This window comes from Streptomyces bluensis (assembly GCF_014650715.1).
Classification (GTDB): domain Bacteria; phylum Actinomycetota; class Actinomycetes; order Streptomycetales; family Streptomycetaceae; genus Streptomyces; species Streptomyces bluensis.
Map to the genome: position 1 here is coordinate 35,840 of NZ_BMVM01000017.1, position 19,697 is coordinate 55,536.

The 19,697-nt window shown below is 74.0% G+C and carries 10 protein-coding genes; 3 read left to right on the forward strand and 7 right to left on the reverse strand.

The features are described from left to right. Window positions 1-8: 8 nt before the first annotated feature. Together IE262_RS31355 and IE262_RS31360 are read right to left on the reverse strand one after the other, a co-directional pair. Entirely contained in the window at window positions 9-989 is a 981-nt protein-coding gene (locus IE262_RS31355) for an MASE1 domain-containing protein (RefSeq protein ID WP_189878598.1), read from the reverse strand. Window positions 990-1,075: 86 nt separating this feature from the next. Beyond that, window positions 1,076-1,921 (reverse strand): PP2C family protein-serine/threonine phosphatase, encoded by an 846-nt coding sequence (locus IE262_RS31360; protein WP_189878456.1) that lies wholly within the window; start codon window positions 1,919-1,921, stop codon window positions 1,076-1,078. 170 nt (window positions 1,922-2,091) lie between these two features. Between IE262_RS31360 and IE262_RS31365 the strand changes: the two genes are divergently transcribed. Then, entirely contained in the window at window positions 2,092-14,406 is a 12,315-nt protein-coding gene (locus tag IE262_RS31365; RefSeq protein WP_229877635.1) for a non-ribosomal peptide synthetase/type I polyketide synthase, read from the forward strand. Between the two features lie 4 nt (window positions 14,407-14,410). On the opposite strand, the gene IE262_RS31370 is transcribed toward IE262_RS31365, so the two are convergent. Next, window positions 14,411-14,893: a MarR family winged helix-turn-helix transcriptional regulator gene (locus IE262_RS31370; RefSeq protein WP_373305191.1), complete on the reverse strand. Its 483-nt coding sequence runs from the start codon at window positions 14,891-14,893 to the stop codon at window positions 14,411-14,413. 152 nt (window positions 14,894-15,045) lie between these two features. On the opposite strand from IE262_RS31370, the gene IE262_RS31375 reads away from it, so the two are divergent. Next, window positions 15,046-16,266, forward strand: a complete 1,221-nt coding sequence (locus IE262_RS31375; protein ID WP_189878458.1) for a cytochrome P450 — start codon at window positions 15,046-15,048, stop codon at window positions 16,264-16,266. A gap of 23 nt (window positions 16,267-16,289) precedes the next feature. Beyond that, the gene (locus IE262_RS31380) at window positions 16,290-16,490 is read left to right on the forward strand and encodes a ferredoxin (protein WP_134038570.1); all 201 of its coding nucleotides are present in this window, start codon (window positions 16,290-16,292) and stop codon (window positions 16,488-16,490) included. 102 nt (window positions 16,491-16,592) lie between these two features. Here IE262_RS31380 and IE262_RS31385 read toward each other — a convergent pair whose 3' ends face one another. From IE262_RS31385 to IE262_RS31400, 4 genes are read right to left on the reverse strand one after another with little or no spacing between them, the layout of a single operon-like run. Beyond that, window positions 16,593-17,723, reverse strand: coding sequence for a serine hydrolase domain-containing protein (locus IE262_RS31385; RefSeq protein WP_189878460.1), 1,131 nt, complete (start codon window positions 17,721-17,723; stop codon window positions 16,593-16,595). Continuing rightward, window positions 17,720-18,658, reverse strand: coding sequence for a DUF6895 family protein (locus IE262_RS31390; RefSeq protein WP_189878462.1), 939 nt, complete (start codon window positions 18,656-18,658; stop codon window positions 17,720-17,722). The genes IE262_RS31385 and IE262_RS31390 overlap by 4 nt, the downstream gene beginning before the upstream one ends. Further along, on the reverse strand, window positions 18,655-19,482 hold the full coding sequence (locus tag IE262_RS31395) for a hypothetical protein (RefSeq protein ID WP_189878464.1): 828 nt from the start codon (window positions 19,480-19,482) through the stop codon (window positions 18,655-18,657). The genes IE262_RS31390 and IE262_RS31395 overlap by 4 nt, the downstream gene beginning before the upstream one ends. Further along, on the reverse strand, window positions 19,479-19,658 hold the full coding sequence (locus IE262_RS31400; RefSeq protein ID WP_189878466.1) for a hypothetical protein: 180 nt from the start codon (window positions 19,656-19,658) through the stop codon (window positions 19,479-19,481). The genes IE262_RS31395 and IE262_RS31400 overlap by 4 nt, the downstream gene beginning before the upstream one ends. Window positions 19,659-19,697 lie beyond the last annotated feature (39 nt).

The window sequence follows — 19,697 nt, forward strand, 5'->3', positions numbered from 1 at the left end:
GGCGCACCTCAGCGGCGGCGCTGCCCGCGCTGATCGCGTCCGTCCGGCCGGGGCGTCGGCCACTGCTCCGGCGGCCCGTACGGCAGATCGAACCTCTCGTCCGGTGCCAGCCGGGACAACGCTTCCCTCAGGCGCTCGCAGACCTGCTCGATCTCCCGGGAGGTGTTGTTCCGTTCGGCGACGATCGCCGAGAGCAGCAGGGCCGTCAGGGACACGGTGCCGTTGAAGGCCTGGAGGATGACCATCTTCGCGAGGAGGTCGTGACCGGCGAACGGTCCCGACCCGACGGACCCCGCGTAGATGGCGATCGCGGAGGAGATCAGCACACAGGGCGCGGCGCCGGCCAGCTGGAAGCGGAACGCCGCCCAGATCACGAAGGGGATGACGATGAAGAGAAGGTTGTCCGAGGTACGGGTGGCCACCACGGTGACCGCCGCCGTGCCGCCCAGCAGGGCCACGGCCTCGGCCCAGCGGAGCACGGGGACGCCGCGTGGCCATCTGGCGTGGCGTGCGACCAGCAGCAGCGGGGCGATGACCAGGACCCCCATGGCGTCGCCCGTCCACCACACCGACCAGGTGGGCCAGAACGCGCCGGACGACAGCGCCCCGAAGGCCACCAGAACGCCGGCACCGATCGTCGCGCTGATCACCATCCCGCCCAGGGCACCGAGGAAGACCAGCGCCAGGGCGTCCCGCAGCCGGTCGAGTTCGGTCCGGAAGCCCACCCGCCGCAGGAGGAGGTAGGCGCAGACGGGGCCGATCGTGTTGCCGGCCGCGATGAGGAGCACGGGGACGATCCACGGCCCGAGCGCCACGTTCACCAGGAACGCCCCGAGAGCGATGGCCGGCCACATGCGCAGGCCCCACAGCATCAGGGCGACGAGCGCGATCCCGGTGGGCGGCCAGAACGGCGTGACCTGCCCCCGCACCAGTTCCTGCCGGAGCCCGATCCTGGCGCAGACGTAGTAGGCGGCCAGCACGGCAGCCATCCGCAGGCCCACGGCGCCGTACCGCCGCAGCCGCTCCCGGCGTGCCCGGTCCTGCCGCGGCCTCTGTGGGCGCGCCCGGTCGCCGCTCACACCGCGCCCTCCCGCTGCTGCCGGAGCCCTCCGTACCGCAGGACGAGGACCGCCGCGTCGTCGCTGTGGCCGGTGAGGTCCGCCACCTTGATCACCCGTGCGGCCAGCGCCTCCGGGTCGCTGGCACAGGCGCCGAGGGCCAGCTCCGCCACCTGCGCGAGCCCTTCCTCGATGGGGTAGCCGGGGCCCTCCACCACACCGTCGGTGAACAGCACGTACGCGCCCACGTCGGTCAGCAGCCGCCGGGTCGACGGGTACCGCTCGCCGGCGACGATGCCCAGGGGCAGACCGCCGTCGTTCAGGACGATGTCACAGTGGCCGTCGGCCGTGGCCCAGACGGCGGGTACGTGCCCGGCGCGGGCGTCGGCGAGCTCGCGGGTGACCGGGTCGAAGCGCAGGAACGAGCAGGTCACGAACAGCCCGGAGTTCATGGCGACGAGCAGGTCGTTGGTGCGCCCGAGCACTTCCGCCGGGTCCGTGGTAGCGGTCGCGACGGCGCGCAGACAGGTGCGCACCTGCCCCATGAGAGCGGCGGCCTCCACGTCGTGGCCCTGTACGTCCCCGATCGCGAACCCCACGGAGCCGTCCGGCATGAGGAACCCGTCGTACCAGTCACCGCCGATGTCCAGCCCGGCCCGCGCGGGCGCGTACCGCCCCGCCACCTGGAGGCCGGCCAGCACCGGCAGCTCGGCTGCGAGGACCTGGCGCTGCAGCGCGGCGGCGAGCTCGACGCGGGCCTGCTGGAACTTGATCCGCTCCAGTATCCGTCCGGTGAGATCCCCGAGCGTGTGCAGCAGCTCTCCGGTGCCACTGGACGATGTGGTGCGGCGGTGAGAAGCCATGGCATCACCCTCCGGACACTGTCGGAGTTGCACCATATGGGCTATATTTCACCATTTCACGTTACCAACAGAGAACAGAGACTCGACGCCCGCCGGGATCAGCCCATTCCCGCGAGACCGCTGACACCGTTGGCACCTGCTGACACCGGGCGAACTTGTAGGTTCGAACAGTGATCAGCACAAGCGAGGGTTCGAACGGCGCGACGGCACTGCTGGAGGTGCTGCTCGACGCGGCGCGCGAAGCCCCAGGTCAGACCGTCGTCCACGTCCGGGGGGACGGCAGCGAGCGCACCGTCACCTTCGCCGGGCTCCGGGACGAGGCACTGCGCGTCGCGGGCGGGCTGGTCGCCGCGGGTGTGGCGCCGGGAACCCCGCTGCCCCTGGTCGCCGACCGGGGAGAGGACTTCCAGCCGATGTTCTGGGGCGCGCTGGCGGCGGGCGCCGTCCCCGTGCCGCTCGCCCCCGAGGCGCACCGGGTAACACCGGTGTGGGACCTCCTCGGCAGGCCGCCCGTGGTCGTGGACGGGGCGACCGCGCCCCTGGCCGGAGAAATCCAGGGCACGGTACGGGCGTTGCCCCTGGACGAACTCCGCGAGGGCCGTCCGCCCCGGCGACTGCCGCGGCCCGCGCCCCGGGACGTCGCGTTCCTCCAGTTCTCCTCGGGAAGCACCGGCGCCCCCAAAGGCGTGGAGCTGACCCACGCGGGCGTCCTCGCCAACCTCCGCCAGATACGGACCGCGACCGCGCTGACCGGCGACGACGTGACCGCGACCTGGATGCCGTACTTCCACGACATGGGCCTGATCGGCACGCATCTGGTGCCCATGGCGGCCCGTCTGAAGCAGGTGCGGCTGGAGCCGCTGTCCTTCGCCAAGCGTCCCGCCCTGTGGTTCGAGGCCGTGGCACGGCACCGCGCGACCGTCCTCTCGGCGGCCAACTTCGCCCTCGCCCTCGCCGTGCGACGGGTGCCGCCCGCCGCCCTGGCCGGTCTCGACCTGAGCTGCGTACGGCTGATGCTCGTCGGCGCCGAGCCCATCGCGCCGCGCGTCTGGCGGGAGTTCACGGCCCGTACGGCCCCGGCGGGCCTGGACGCCCGCGCCCCGCTGCCGGTGTACGGACTGGCCGAGGCCACACTCGCCGTGACCGTCCCGCCCCTGGGGGAGATCGCCGAACCGCTCGTACTGGACCGCGCCGCGCTCAGCAAGGGCCGTGCCGTCGAGACCGGACCAGGGCCGCACGCCGTGGAGTTGATGGACGTCGGCCGTCCCGTGGCGGGCTGCGAGGTCCGCATCACCGATGGTTCCGGTGGTTCCGGCGCTGCGCTGGGCGACCTGCGTGTGGGGCACGTGGAGGTACGCGGGCCTCAGGTGGGGCGCGGCTACCACCGGGCGCCCGAGGCGAGCGCCGCCACGTTCACCGGGGACGGCTGGCTGCGCACCGGGGATCTCGGGTTCCTGCGGGCCGGACGGCTGTGCGTGACCGGGCGCCACAAGGACGTGGTCTTCGTCAACGGCCGTACGTTCCACGCACCGGACCTGGAGGAGGCCGTCACCGCGACGCCGGGGCTGCCCCCGGGTGCGGTGGCCGTGGTGGGGTCCACCGACCCGGACAGCGGGAGCGAACGGGTCGTCGCGTTCGTGCAGTGGGCGCGGCCGCCGCTGGGCACGGCCGGGCCGGTCCTGCGGGCCGCCGCGGCCCGGCTGCGGGAGGCACTCGGGCACGACGACGTGCGGGTGCTGCCGCTGCCGCCGGGGGCGTTTCCCCGTACCACCAGCGGGAAGCTGCGCCGGGCCGTCATGCGTACGCGCTTGGAGTCCGGTGCGTACGCCGCCGTCGAGGCCCGCTGGGCCGACGCTCCGACTCCGGCTCCGGCTCCGGCAACGGCAACGGCTCCGGGAGCGGCGCCCTCGCCTCGGTCGCTGCGTGAGGTGCGGGAGTCGGTACGGAGGGTCTGGGCGCGTGTCCTGGAGCGGCCCGAGGCGGAAGTCGGGTTGCACGATCGGTTCTTCGACCTGGGCGGTTCCTCGCTCAGGGCGATGGCCGTGCTGGCCGGGCTGGAGGACACCTTCTCCGTCACCGTGGAGCCTCGTGTCCTGCGGGACCACGACACCGTGGCGGCGCTGGCCGGGCATGTGGTCGGTCTGCTTGCGGACACAGCGGATACGACGGATACGCATACGGATGCGGATGCGGATGCGGATGCGGATGCGGATGCGGATGCGGGCGGCGCCGGTGACAGCGCACCCGGCGGCGCGGTCGCCGTGCTCGCGACCGCCTGCCGTTTCCCCGGTGCCGGGACGCCCGAGGCGTTCTGGGAACTCCTCGTCTCCGGAGGCGACACCGTCGGTGACATACCCGAGGACCGCTGGACAGGAGCCCCCTCGCCGTCCGCCCGCTTCGGCTCCTTCCTCGCCGACGCGGACCCGGGCCCGGCCGCCTTCGACGCCGCCTTCTTCGGCATGGACGACACGGAGGCACGCGCGACCGACCCACAGGCGCGGATCTTCCTCGAACTGGCCCACGAGGCGCTGGAACGCGCCGGGTACGCCGGCCCCCGGCGCACCGGCCGCAGGATCGGTGTGTTCGCGGCCGCCGGTGAGAGCGGCTACCGCGAGGTCCTGGCCGAGGCCGCGGACGGCGACCTCGCCCGCCACCCCGCCGCGCTCACCGGCAACCTGCCCAGTCTGCTCGCCGCCCGCCTCTCGCAGGTACTGGACCTGAACGGTCCGGCTCTCGCCGTCGACACGGCGTGCTCCTCGGCCCTGGTCGCCCTGCACCTGGCCCGCCAGAGCCTGCTGTCCGGCGAGTGCGACCTCGCCGTGGTCGGCGGCGTCAACCTGGGCCTGACGCCGACCGGCCACCGGCTGCTCGAAGCGACGGGTGCGCTGTCCCCGACCGGCCGGTGCCGTGCGTTCGGCGCCGACGCCGACGGGTTCGTCCCCGGAGAGGGCGGCGCCGCCCTCGTCCTCGCCCGCCTCGACGACGCCCTGGACTCCGGCGATCCGGTGCTCGCGCTCGTGCGCGGTACGGCGGTGAACAATGACGGGCGCTCGCTGAGCCTGCTCGCCCCCAACCCGCACGGCCAGCGCGAGGTCCTGACCCGCGCCTACCGCGAGTGCGGCGTCGACCCGGCCGCCGTCTCCTACGTCGAGGCGCACGGCACCGGCACCCCCGTCGGCGACCCCGTGGAGGCGCAGTCACTCGGGCACGCCTTCCCGCCGCGTGCCGACGGGACGGTGCGGGGGCTGGGCTCGGTCAAGGCGAACCTGGGGCATCTGCTCAACGCCGCCGGTATGCCCGCCCTGCTCAAGGTCGTCCTCGCGCTGACCCACCGGCAGCTGCCGCCCTCCCCGCACGGCACCCCGCCCGCACCGTTCCTCGAACGCCTCGCGCCCGGGTTCGCGCTCGTCACCGAGCACCAGGAGTGGCACGACGAGGGCCGCCCGCTGGTGGCGGGCGTGAACGCCTTCGGCTTCGGCGGCACCAACGCGCACGCCGTCCTGGAGGAGGCACCCAGCCGCCCCAGTTCGCCGCCTCCGCACGAGCCGTCCTCCGTCACCGCCCTCGGCCCGCACCTGCTGACGCTGTCGGCCCGCACCCCCGCCGCCCTGCGCGCCGCCGCCACGGACCTGGCCGCCCATCTGCGGGCCCACCCCGAACTGGACGAGGGCGACGTCTGCGCCACCGTCAACACCGCCCGCGACGAGGGCCCGTACCGTCTCGCCCTGGTCGCCGACGGCGGCATGGCGGGCCTCGCGGACCTCGCGGACCTCGCGGACCGCCTCGACGCCGCCCGTGACGAGGGCGCCGTCGCACGTCCCCGGCCGCGTACCGTCTTTCTGCTGCCGGGCCAGGGCGCGCTCCGCCCCGGCCAGGGCCGTGCCCTCTACCGGTCGGCTCCGGTGTTCCGCGAGGTGCTGGACGAGGCGTCCTCGCTGACCGGGCCGGTGCTCGGCCGCTCCCTGGCCGCCTGGTGCCTGGACGAGGACGCCGACCCCGCCGTGCAGGCCAGGACGGAGGTGACCCAGCCGCTGCTGGTCGCGTTCGGCGTGGGCCTGGCCCGGCAACTGGCCGCATGGGGGGTGCGGGCCGACGCGGTTCTGGGGCACAGCGTCGGCGAGATCACCGCCGCGTGCGTCTCCGGCACGCTGACCCTGGCCGAGGCGGTGGGGTTCGCCGCCGAACGAGGGCGCCTGGTGGGCGACCTCGCCGCGCCGGGGGCCATGGCGGCCGTCCGGGGTGACGAGGACACCGTCGCCGCCGTGATCGCCGCGTCCGACGGGACGCTGTGCCTGGCCGCCGTCAACTCACCCGCGCAGGTGGTGCTGGCGGGCGAGGAGGACGCCGTCGACCGGGCCGTGGCCGAACTGACGGCCCGTGGTGTGGCCGCGCGCCGCCTCCACGTCTCGCACGCCTTCCACTCGCCGATGCTGGAACCCGTCCTCGACCCCCTGCGGAACGCGGCCAAGGCCCTGACGCTCCACCCGGCGGGCACACCGATGCTGAGCACCGTCACCGGCCAGTGGGGCCCCGGGCTGACACCGCGGTACTGGCACGAGCACGCGATCCGGCCGGTGCGGTTCGGCGCCGCCGTCGCCCGACTGCTCGACGAGGGCTACGACACGTTCGTCGAACTCGGCTCCGGTGACTCCCTCCGCGGCCCTGTCCGCGCGGTCGCCGCCGCCTCACGGCACGCCACGGCCGCCTCCGAGGTGGCGGTCCTGCCCGCGCTGGGCGGCGGACAGGGGTCCGGTGCGGAGGCGTTGCTGGAGACGGTGGGGCGGCTGTGGACGAGGGGGACGGCCCTGTCCCCGATGGCTCCGACCACCGTGGGTGCGGGGCGGCGGCGGGTGCCCGTGCCCACGTACCCGTTCCAGCGCGACCGCCACTGGCCGGGGCGGCAGCCCGGCGCGGTACCGGCTGCCAACCGCACCCCGATACCGCTGGTACCGCCGATACCGCAACGCCTCGTCTGGAGCGACGCCCCGCTCACCGCCGCCCCCGGCCCCCGTGCCGTACGGCTGGCCGGTGCCGACAGCGAGCGCGAACTCGGGCAGGCCCTCGCCGACCGGCTCGCCCGGCGCGGAGTGACCGTGCTGGGGCAGCACGACGCGTCCGGCCCGACCGCCCCGGACACCGTGGTGTGGCTCGCCGGTGCCGCCACGGACCCCGTGACACGCTCGGCCATCGCCGGGCTGCGCGAGGTGCTGCCCCTGCTCGGCACGGGTACCGCCCGGCTGCTGCTGGTCACCGAGGACGTCCACACCACCGGCGTCCCGCCGACACCGGAACGGTCCCGCCCCGGACACGCACTGCTGCACGGCTTCACCCTCGCCCTGCCCGCCGAACACCCGGGCCTGTCCTCCCGGAGCATCGACCTCTCCGCACGGGACACGCTCGACTCCCGGCTCGACGCACTCGAACGCGAGCTGTACGCCCAGGACGTACCCGGTGCCGGGGGTACGGTCGCCTGGCGGGCGGGCCGCCGGCTGACCCGTACACCCGTCGCCGTGAGCGCCGGCGCGGGCGGCACGACCGCGAGGGCGTTGCCTCCGGACGGCACGTACCTGATCACCGGGGGCGCCGGAGGGCTCGGGTCCGCGCTCGCCCGCGATCTCGCGGAGCGGGGCACGCCGGACCTCGTCCTCACCGGGCGCACCGCCACACCGCCCCGGGACCTTCTCGCCGAGCTGCGGGCGCGGGGCGCACGGGCCCGCTACCACGCGGTCGACGTCTGCGACGAGGTCGCCGTCGACGCACTCGTCGCCGGTCTGCCGCCCCTGGACGGGGTCTTCCATGCCGCGGGTACGGCCCGCCCCGGCAGCCTGCGCGGCAAGCCGGACGCGGAGATCGAGGACGTTCTCGCCGCGAAGGTACGCGGCACCGCGCTGCTCGCCGGGGCGCTGCGCCGCCACGGCCACGACGACGCCGTGTGCGTCGCCTTCTCCTCCGTCTCGTCCGTCCTGCCCGGCATGGCCGGCGCACTCGGCGACTACGCGGCCGCGGGCGCCTTCCTCGACGCCTTCGCCGCCGCCGAGCGGGCGGCGGGCCGGCCGTGGCAGGCGATCGGTTTCGGCCCCGTCGCCGACACGGGACTGGCGAGCGGTGTGCGGGTCCGGGGGCTCGCGCCCATGACCGCGCGCGCCGCGCTGGCGGGTCTGTACGCGGCGATCGACGTGGACGCGGCCCACGTACTGGTGACGGGCACGGCGGACCCGACGGGCACGGCGGCCGGACCCGTACCAGCCGCAGGGCCCGTCGGAGCCCTTGAGCGCGACCGCATCCGCCGCACCCCCGGGCCCGGCCAGGACGCGACGCCCGTAGCCGACCTCGTACGCCACCTGCTGGCCGAGGCGCTGCACCGCGCCCCGGAGGACATCGGCGACGACGAGCAGTTCCTCGCGCTCGGGCTGGACTCCCTCACCGCCGTGGACCTCGCGCGCCGTCTGGAGAGGAAGCTCGGCCGGACGCTGCCGGCCACGCTGCTGTTCGAGTACCGCACGCTCGGCGAACTGGCCGCCCACCTGGCCACCCGGCCCCAGCCGACCCCGGCCGCCTCCGGATACGAGCCCCCGTACGAGCCCCCGGCGGACGACGGCCTCCCCGGCCCCCTCACCCCGCTGCAACGCGCCTTCCACACCACCGAGACGCTCCACGAGGGCGTCACCGCCTACGGCTATGTCCGCCAGAGCGTCAGCGGTCCCCTCGACAGCGCGCTCCTCGGCCGGGCCCTGGCCCGCCTCGCCGCCCGCCACCCCATGCTGCGCCTGCGGATCACCCAGGACGGCGACACCCGGCCAGGCCAGTACGCGGTACCCGCCGCGCCCGCCGACGTCGCCCCTCACTGGTACGAGGTGAGGGAACCGGCCACGCATCAGCTGGACGAGCTCGAACAGGCCCTGTGCAACCGCCCGTTCGACCTGACCTCCGAGGACCCCGTACGAGCCGTCCTCGTACGCGAGCACCCGCACCTCTCCCATCTGCTCCTGGTCGTCCACCACGCCGCCGCTGACGGCTTCAGCCTCAAAGTGCTCGGCGAGGAACTCTGGGCGCTCTACACCGCGCTCGCCCGGGACGACGACAGCGCACCCCGACTCCCGCCCCCGCACGCGCGGTTCGCCGACTACGCGGCGGCCGTCGCCGCCGAGCGGCAGTCCCCCGCGCACGCACGGGACCAGGAGTACTGGCGCGACCGGCTCGCCGCACACACGGCCGCTTCGGGGTTCCCCGCGCTGCCGTACGACGGTGATCCCGAGGCGCCTCCCGCCCCGCCGCTCACCCACCACCGCACCGTCGTCGACGAGACCCTGACGGCCGCGCTCCGCGAGGTCGCCGCCCGGCACGGTGTGTCCCTGTTCCATCTGCTGCTGGCGGTGTACGGGCGTTGCCTTGCGCGGTGGAGCGGACAGCGGGCCGTCGCCGTCAATGTGGCGCGGTCCCGCCGCGAACTGCCGCTGCCCGGCATCGACCGTCTGGTGGGTCCGCTGGCCGACACCCTGCCGGTGTTCGTGACCGTCGACCCCGACGAACCCGTGACCGTACTGGCCGAACGGCTGCGGCGGATCTGGCGCGAGGCCGAGGCCCACGCCACCGTGAGCAGTACGGACATCGCGCGGCTGCTGCCCGCCGCCCGCCGAGGCCCCGGCCCGGCGCCGCGCACGGCCGCCGAGGCGGGGTTCAGCTTCGCCCGCTTCCCCGTGGTCCACGGCGCCGACTGGCCGGTCACCGTGACGCCGACGGCCGCGGCCACCGCCACCGCCGCCACCCGGCTCGGACTGCTGTGCTGGGAGGCCGACGCGAGCCTGCGCCTGTCGTGGAACCACCCCGCCCGCCTGTTCCGCCCCGAGACCGTGCGCCGCCTCGCGGACGCGTACGTCGACGAACTGCGCGCCGCCGTCGCGGAACCCCCGGCAGCGGCACGGGATTCGGCAGGGACGGTGGAGGTGACGGCGGAGGTGACGGCGGAGGAAGGCGGCGACGGCGGCATCGTGGACCGGCTGTGCGCACGGCTGCGTGCCACGCCCGAGGCCGTCGCCGTCGACACCGGACGCGCCACCCTCACCTACGCGGCCCTCGACGAGGCCTCCGCCGCCCTCGCGGCCCGGCTGCGCGCCCACGGCGTACGGCCCGGCGACCTGGTCGGACTGCTCACCGAACCGGGCGCGGACACCGTCACCGGCGTCGTCGGCATCCTGCGGTCGGGCGCCGGCTGGGTGCCGCTGGACGCCACCCATCCCGCCGCCCGGCACCGGGACCAGGTGAGCCGTACGGGGGTCCGTGTGCTGGTGTGCGACGCGACGACCCGTGCCGCTGCGGCCGCCCTGCCGGGCGACGTCACGCTGGTCGTCACCGACGCCTCGTCACCGGCCCCGCCCACACCTGCCCCTGTGCCCGTGCCCGTGCCGTATGAGCAACCCACCGCCCATCCCGACTCCGTCGCGTACGTGATCTTCACGTCCGGCTCGACGGGCCGCCCCAAGGCCGTCCCGGTCACACACCGGTCCATGACCGCCTACCTCGACTGGGCGCTCTCCACCTTCGGCTACGGCCCGGACGACCGGCTGGTGCAGACGGCGTCGGTCTGCTTCGACGCCTCCGTACGCCAGGTGCTGGCCCCGCTGCTCGCGGGCGCGACGGTGCACACCCTCAGCCGCGACATTCTCCGCGACCCCGAGGCACTCCTCGACCGTGTCGTGGAGAACCGGATCACGGTGTGGAGTTCGGTGCCGACACTGTGGGAGGGGCTGCTGACCGCGGCCGAGAACCGTGTCAGGGAAGGCGGCCCGGACCCGGACCTGTCCGCGCTGCGCTGGGTCCACGTGGGCGGCGAGGCACTGCCCGCCGCCCACGTACGCCGCTGGTTCGACCTGTTGGAGAGCACTGCCAGCCCTGGCTCCGGTCACCGGATCTCCAACCTCTACGGCCCCACCGAAGCCACCATCAACGCCACCTGCCACATCATCACCACCCGCCCCACCGACGACGTACGGCATCTGCCCATCGGCCGGCCGATCACCGGAACCGAACTGGCCGTCGTCGACGAGGACGGCCGCCCCTGCGGCCCGGGGGAGGCCGGTGAACTCCTCATCACCGGAACCGGCCTGACCCCCGGCTACCTGGGCGACCCCGAACTCACCGCGGCGGCCTTCACCGAGCGGGACGGCCGCCGTTGGTACCGCAGCGGCGACCGCGTCCGTCGCGGGACCGACGGCGTGCTGGAGTTCCTGGGGCGACTGGACGACCAGGTCAAGGTCCGCGGCCACCGGGTGGAGCTCGGCGAGATCGAGGCCGCCCTGCTCACCCACCCGGGCGTGGCCCGCACGGCCGTACTGCTGCGGGACGGGCGTCTCGTGGCGTACGTCGAGCCCCGGACCGGCGCGCACGAGCCCGACGCCCGCGAGGTACGCACCTTCCTGTCCCGCACCCTGCCCCCGTACATGGTGCCCGCCCGCGTCCACTCCGTCCCGGCGCTCCCGCTGACCGGCACGGGCAAGATCGACCGCAACCGGCTGGCGCGGCCGGACGACACGACCGGGACGGCCTGCCCGGGCCCCGCACCCCGGCGCGGGACCCCGCCCGCGACCCCCACCGAACGCCTGGTCGCGGGCGTGTGGTGCGAGGTGCTGGAGGTGCCGGAGGTCTTCCGGGAGGACGACTTCTTCACGCTCGGCGGCGACTCCATGACGGTGCTGGAGCTGTTCGCCCGCCTGCGCACCGCCCGCCCCGCCCTGCCGCGTCCGACCACCGTCTACACGCACCGCACCCTGACCACCCTGGCAGCGGCCGTCGACGCCGCCACCGCCACCGGCACCAGCACCGGCACCGGCACCGGCACCGAGGGCGAGACCACCCAACAACCGGAAACGGTCCCCCCGGCCACCGACACCGTCCCACCCCCCTACCCCCTCACCCCGTCCCAACGGGGCTTCCTCCTCGCCGACGCCCTCTCCGACAACCTCGCCGACCCCCTCGCGCCCGGCGGGGGCTCCGCCTGGCTGGCCCGCTTCCGCCTCACCGGCCCCTTGGACCACGGCCTCTTCCAGCGCTCCGTCGACGTCCTGGTGGCCCGGCACCCCATGCTCCGCACCGTCTTCCCCGCCGGTAACCGCCCACCCGTACAACAGGAACTGCCCGCCTCGCTGCGCCTGCCCGTCGAGACGGAGACCCTGGCCCACCCGGACGCGCTGGAGGAGCGGGTCGCCGAGGAGGCACGACGCCGCTTCGAACCGTGGGCGTGGCCACTGCTGCGCCTGCGCCTGTTCACTGTCTCCGCCGAGGAGCACGTCCTCCTCGTCCACGCCCACCACCTCATCGGCGACGGCTACAGCGCCGCCCTGCTCGCCCGCGAACTCCTCACCGTGTACGACCGGTTCGAGCGAGGCCTGCCCCACGGCCTCGAACCACTGCGCTCCACCTTCCGCGACCACGTCGCCCACCTCACGGCCCGCGCACAGGCACCAGACCCGCAGGCCCCAGACCCGCAGACACCAGCCCCGCAGACGCCCACCCATCCACAGGCTGTGGACTACGCCACCCGCCACCACGCCCCCTACACCCCACCCGCGCTCCGCGCGGCCCACCCCGACAGCACCACCACCCCCGGCTTCCACACCACGGGCTTCACCCTCGACAGCACCCGCACACAGGCACTGCGCCACCTCGCGCGGAACGCCGGCACCACGCCGCACGCCCCCTTCCTCACCGCGTACTACCGCGCCCTCGCCGCACTCACCGCCCGCCGCGACCTGGTGCTCGGCCTGGCAGTCACCGGCCGCGAGGAGAGCACGCGGGACGCACACCGCGTCTTCGGCCCATTCGCGGAGGCGGTGGCGGTGCGCCCGTCCGGACCAGGCGAGCCACTCACACCGCCCACACCGCCCGCTCCGCCCACTCCCCCCTCGTTCGGCGAGGACCTGCGGAGGATCGCCGCCGAGGCGGTCGCGGCCCGTACCGCCGGGCCCCTGGACCTGCGTACGGACCGGGGGTTGCCACGTACCGCCCAGTTCTTCTTCACCTTCCTCGACTTCACCTCCCTCGGCACGCCACCGGACACCACCCTGACCCTGCACACCGACGACACCGACACCGACACCGCGCTGGCCCCGCCCCCGATGGGCACGGACGTGTTCCTGGCCGTGCGGCCGACGGCGGACGGCCAGGGCATGCGCGTCACCGTCCGGGCGTCGGCGGCGGCCCTCACCGACACCGAACTCATCGCGTTCGCAGGGGAGATACGCCACCAACTGCACACCGCGCAAAGCCCCAGGACCACCCACACCACCCAAGCCGTTCCCCACCTCGACGCAGCCCTGGTCGGCTACCTGCCCACCCCCCACCAGCTGGCCGCCTTCGCCGGCCTGCCCCCGCAGGCGGCACCCGGGCGGGAACACCTGCGCGCCCTGCTCTTCCCGGACGGGCGGGCCAGGCTCCTGGAAGCGGTCACCACGCCCCTCGGCAGGTCGGGTTTCGTCTCGCTCCCGGTGTTCGCCGACGAACTGACCCCCGGCGGCGGCCTGGCCGCCCGCACCGCTTGCGGCGTCGAACTCGCCGCGTCGCTCGGAGCCCGGTGCGTGTCGCTCGCCGGCCTGATCCCGTCCCTGACCGGCTACGGCTACGACGTCCTGCGGGAAACCGCCGCGACGACGACGGCGCTCACCACCGGGCACGCGACGACCACCGTCGCCGTGGTCAAGACCGTGCACGCCGCACTCGACGCGACCGGCCGGGACCTGTCCGAACTCACCCTCGCCGTCGTCGGCTGCGGGTCGATCGGCACCTCGTCCCTCCGCCTGCTGCTGGCCCGCGGCCCCCGCCCGCCGGCCCGGCTGCTCCTGTGCGACCTGCCGGGCAGCGCCCCACGGCTCAACCGCCTGGCCGCGGACCTGTCCGCCGAGTACCCCACGATGCGCATACAGGTCGTCGAATCCGGCCAGGACCAGGACCTGCCCGCCGAGGTGTACCAGGCGGACGTCCTCGTCACCGCGGTCAGCGGCCCGACGACCCTGCTGGACCCCGACCGGCTGCGGCCCGGCACGATCGTCGTCGACGACTCCTTCCCGCACTGTTTCGACACCGGGCGCGCCCTCGCCCGTATGCGCAACGAGCAGGACGTCCTCGTGGTCGGAGGCGGGCTGCTCGCGCTCGACACCACCGAGACGCACGTGCCGGAGGATCTCCGCTCCCTCGCCCGCACAACCGGCGCGGGCCCGGAACCCGTCGGGCGCCACCACCTGCCCGGCACCCTCGCCTCATGCCGCCTGGAGTCCCTGCTCCACGCCCACATGACCGACCCGGCCCGCCCGTCGCCGACCCACGGGAACCACACCGCACCACCACTGGTCCACGGCCTGGTGGACCTCCCCCGCGCCCTCGCCTACTGGAACGCCGCCGACCTCACCGGAGTCCGCCCCGCCCCTCTGCACCTCCTCGACCACGTCGTCCCCAGGAGCGCCCTCGACGCCTTGCCTCCACCACGCCGGCCGTGAGGGCTCAGCGCGCCGAGCGCGGCCACGGGCGGCCCGCGAGGCGTTCGATGTCCGTGTTGAACTGCTCCAGGTCGGAGACGAAGCGGCGCAGGCGTTCGGTGGGCCAGTCCGTCAGGACCTCGGCCAGTCTGGTGACGGTTTCCTCGCGTTGGGCGGAGAGGCGCTTCGTGCCCTCCTCGGTTATACGGAACTTGCGGGCCACGCCGCCGTCCGGGTCGAGCATCCGTTCCACGAGGCCGTCGCGCAGGAGGGGCGCGGTCTGGCGGGTGAAGGTGGACGGGGCGAGCCCGAACGCCTCGACGAAGTCGGGGATGGACATGGGCCCCTGGACTTCGAGTCTGCTGAGCAGGACGTAGGCGCTGCGGTCCAGGGCGCCGCCGTCGCGGGCGCCTCGGGGCACCGACAGTTCCCGGTGCCGCATCAGGATCATCAGCTCCCGCTCGATGTGCTCCCCCGCCTCCCTGGCCTCCACGCCGTTCTCCTTCATCTCCTTCGCCGCCTGGTCCGCACGGCCACACCCTACGTGGGATTGCACGATGCCTGAGGAGTGCAGAATGCACCAGTGTTGCATCATGCACAGCGCGTGTAGTGTGCAATTCGCTGTCCTCGGACCAGTGATCCCCCACAAGGAGATGACAGATGAGCCCGAACGAACCGGCCATGCGCCTGCCCCTGCCCACCGACGGGCCACTGGAGGCACCGGCCGAATGGCAGGAGTTACGCCGGAAGTGCCCGGTGGCCACCGTCGAACTCCCCAGCGGGGACAAGGCGGCGTACCTGACCCGCTACGACGACATCAAGGCCCTCCTGTCCGACCCCCGCTTCGCCCGCCCGACCGACAGGGACGAGGGCGCCGCCAGGATCGCCCCCGAAGGCGCGGGCGGCCCGGTCGCCAACGGGGACTCCTCGATCGCCATCGCCACCCAGGGCGAGGAGCACCTGCGGTGGCGGCGGCACGTCGGCAAGTACCTCACCGCCAAACGCGTGACCGCGCTGCGCCCCGGCATGGTGGCCATCGTGGAGTCCCTCGTCGACGACCTGGTGGAGCAGGGGCAGCCCGGCGACCTCAAGGCGACCGTCGGCTTCCCACTGCCGGTGTACGTCATCTGCGACCTCCTGGGCGCGCCCGCCGAGGACCGGGACCGCTTCTCCTACTGGTCCGACGCGTTCCTGAACGTCAGCCGGTACTCGACCGAGGAGGCGCAGGCGTCGTACGGCGAGTTCGCGCGCTACATGTCCGAGCTCATCGCGGCCAAGCGCGCCGAACCCGGCGACGACCTGATCAGCAACCTGATCAAGGACGGCACGGAGGGCGGCGAGGGCCTGTCCGACGAGCTGCTGCTGAGCACCGGGATGGGACTGCTGGTCGCGGGGCACGAGACCACCGCGAACATGATCGGCAAGATGGTCTCGATGCTGCTGGCCGACCGTACCCGCTGGGAGCGGCTGCTGGACGATCCCTCCCTGGTGCGCACCGCGGTGGACGAGGTACTGCGTTTCGACGCCAACTTCGGCTTCGGGGTGCGCCGTTACCTCGGGGAGGACGTGGAGGTGGGTGGCGAGCTGCTGCCGGGCGGCACCACCGTCGTCTGCGCTCTGTCCGCCGCCAACCGCGACGAGCAGGTCTTCGCCGACGCGGCGGAGATGGACCTCACCCGCGCCCCGAACCCCCACATGACCTTCGGTGCCGGACCGCACGCCTGTCTCGGCCAGTCCCTGGCCCGCACCGAACTCCAGGTCGTCCTCGAAGTGCTGCTGCGCAGGCTGCCGACGCTCCGACTGGCCGTGCCCGTCGAGGAGTTGCAGCGTGTCGAGGGGCTCCTCGTCGGCGGTCTGCGTACGGTGCCCGTGCGGTGGTGACGAAAGGAAGGACAGGGAAGACCATGAAGGTCAGCGTGGACGAGGCCAAGTGCTGCGGTGCCGGGCAGTGCGTGCTGCTCGCACCGGAGGTGTTCGACCAGCGGGACGAAGACGGCATCGTCGTCCTCCTCACCCCCGAGCCCTCCCCGGACCAGCACTCCGACGTCCGGGAGGCGGCCGCGGTGTGCCCGGCGTCCGCCATCACGCTCCACGACGGCTCGTAGGCCCGTAGAGGCCACGTCGCGGTGCCAGGGGGCGGTCCATCCCAGTGGGCCGCCCCCCTCGGCTCCGTGGCCGAACTCGGGTGGTGTGCGCGGAGTCCGCGCTCAACGGTGCAGGTCGATCAGTGTGTTGTAAGCCTGCTGCACGAGGTTGTTGCGGCGGTGGGCGGAGGTGTTGGCCAGCGCCACGAGGGCTGTGCGGTGTTGGGGATTGAAGCCGATGAACGTGCTGAACCCGAAGGTGCCGCCGGTGTGGAAGTACAGGTGTGAGCCGTCGGGCCGGGGACGGATGTTCCACACCAGTGCCAGCAGGGTGGTGCCGCGCGGGATGCGCAGTCGGGGACGCAGGACGTCCCGCAGGGCGGTGTGGAGGCTCGGGGGAACGCCGGTGGCTGAGGCGGGGTCGATGAGGGCCTCGGTGACGGTGAGCAGATCGCGTGTGCTGCTTCTGAGTTCCCCGGAGGCCGTGAGGGCGGGCATGCGCAGCGGGGGCTGGGCGCGGTGGTGCCAGTAGCCGGTGGCCTGTGTGGTGCCTGAGGGCGCGGTGGGGGTGCAGTCGGTCTCCCGCAGGCCCAGGGGCCGCAGTACCCGGGTGTCGAGCAGGTCGGGGTAGGGGATGCCTCCGGCTGCCGCGGGCAGGGCCTGTCCCAGCAGACCGACGGCGTAGTTGGAGTAGCGCACGCGCGTGCCCGGCCGGGCTCGCAGGCGGGTGCGTCCCAGTGCGCGCAGGGCGTGGTCGGGGGTGTAGGCGGCGTACGCGGCGGCCATTCGCGAAGGCAGAGGGGCTTGCAGCAGGGGCCCGCACAGGGCGGGCAGGAGGCGGGGCAGTCCGGGCGGGGTGCCGGGCAGCGCGGAGGTGTGGGTGGCCAGGTGAGTGAGGGTGATGGTGTGCCTGGCCGCGGGCCCGGTGGCGACGGCGGGCAGGTGGCGGGCCAGCGAGTCGTCGAGGTTCAGTTCGCCTCGCGCCGCCTGTTCGGCGAGCAGCAGGGCGGTGAAGGTCTTGGTGGCCGAGCCGATCTCGAAACGGGTCGCCGCGGTCGCGGGCACGCCGCCGTGGTGGGCGGTGGCGCCCCGGACGACGGTGGCACGGCGGCCTTCTCGGTGCAGCCCGACGGCGATGGTGCTGGCTCCCGGTGCCGCGGACAGCAGGTGGTGCGTCGCCTGCCGCACGAGGGCGGGTGCGAGTCGGCGTTCGGCGTCGTCGGCCAGGCTGCCGGTCTCGGTGAGGGCCGTCACGGGCCGCTGTCCGGTCCGGTGGCGGCGGGCGTTTCCAGGTCGCGGGTGAGGGCGATGGATGCGGCGATGACGGCCACGACGGTGGTGTGCTGGTGGTCCTGGAAGCGGGTGGCGGGATCGTCGTCGACCGGGTCGCTGTCGCGGGGCACCAGGCCGTCGGGGTGCTGTAGTCGTGCCAGCCGCTGCCAGTCGTCGATCTCGGTGTGCGGGTCGGGCAGACAGCCGGCGACCGTCAGCAGTTCGCCCACCAGGTCCCACTCGCCGACTTCTGTCCAGAGGTCGGTCCACACCGGCAGCCAGTGTGTGAGGTAGGCGGCCAGGTCGGCGGGCAGGGCGTGCGGGCGGCGTCCCCAATCGGTGAGGTGGAAGACGGTGTGGGTCAGGTCGTAGCCGGTTTCCCAGTCGATGTGCCAGGGCTCCAGGACGCGGCCGAGCCAGGTGGCCCGGGTCAGCGTCTCCCAGTCGGGGACCGCGGCCGTGTGGCCACAACCAGTGGCGCGCAGGGCGTTGGCGACGGCGAGCCGCCGGTTGGGCAGAAGCTCGGCGGCCTGCGCGGCGCCCGCCGCCGCGAGGTGGGAGATCAACTGGTCCAGGCCGGTATGGCGGTAACCCGCGTCGACGAAGTGGGAGTAGCACTCCACCGGATCGGTTTTCATGGGGTGGTGCACCAGCCGCTCGTACAGACGCGTGCCCTGCCCCAGCTGAGCCCAGCTGAATTCCAGCAGCTCACCGGCCAGGACACGCTCGCGGCTGCCGGCGGTGCCGTCCCGCAGGACCAGACCCGCGGCAAGGGCCGTCTCCGTCAGGGCTTTGTAGGCGTCCAGGTCCTTCTCGATGCCCGCCTCCCCCAACGCCCCCAGCCGGCGGTGGGCGTGCAGCCAGTGCAGAGCGCGTGAGCGGATGCCGTGGGCGAGCGGCGCCAGGACCGTACTCATGGGCCCTCCTCACCCAGCAGGCGACGGGCGATCGCCAGATCCAGGGTGCAGCGGCCGCCGTCATGGCCGCGCAGCGCGATTTCCCGCACCAGCAAGGACACGTTCACCGGGAGCGGGACACCGTCGGCGGCCAGCCAGGCCAGCCAGCGGGTGATACGGGCCGCCGTGGCGAAGTCACCCCGCAACACCGCCCGGGTCGCCCCCCGCGCCAAAGCCAGGACACCGCACCGTGCGAGGTGGTGGACCGGGCTGTCCAGACCGGGCAGGGCCAGCGATGCCAGCTGCCCCATCCGCAACGACCACGGCACCCACCCCTCCCCGCCATCGCCGTCGGACCCGCCGCCCGTGCGGTGTCGCGGCGCGCTGTCGTCACAGCGGGGCGGTTGCTGCGGGACCACTGCGGCGGCCGGGCGCGCAGCGGGATCGAGGCCCGCCAGGACAGTGACCAGCCCCCAGTCGATCCAGGCCCTGATCCACGGCGCTTCCGGCCCGCCGGGCGGCGCGGCCGGTGACTGCCGCACCGGCGGCAACGCCGACACGCACAGGCACACGGCGGCCGACTCCTCCGGCGGGAGCCTCTGGTCGACCAGCACATACGGAGCCAGCACATCCGCCCCCAGCACACGCACAGCGCTCACCGCGGCAGCCACGCCACCGGCATCCACCCCACCGGCATCCGCGGCCATCGGCGGGCCGGCCTGCGCGGCCTCCAGATGATCCGCCACAACAGCGGTGCCCCCGGCGCCCCGCAGGACACCGAGAGCACCCCGCGCCAAATCCGCGGCCGAAGCCTCGTAAGCGGCGCGCAGCCGTTCGGCGATCACCGGCCCTTCGGCTCCTTCGGCTCCTTCGGCTCCTTCGCCCCGAGGATGATGATGGCAGCCCCGTTCGGGCAGGGCAGCGGAGCGCCGCTCACCGCCGTCTCGGGGGCCGCCATCAGCCCTTCCAGCAGCTCGGCGTTCACCGACAGGACATCCCGTTGCAGCGTGGCGACCGACATCAACACCAACTCCTCGGTGGGTTTTTCCTTACCGCACAC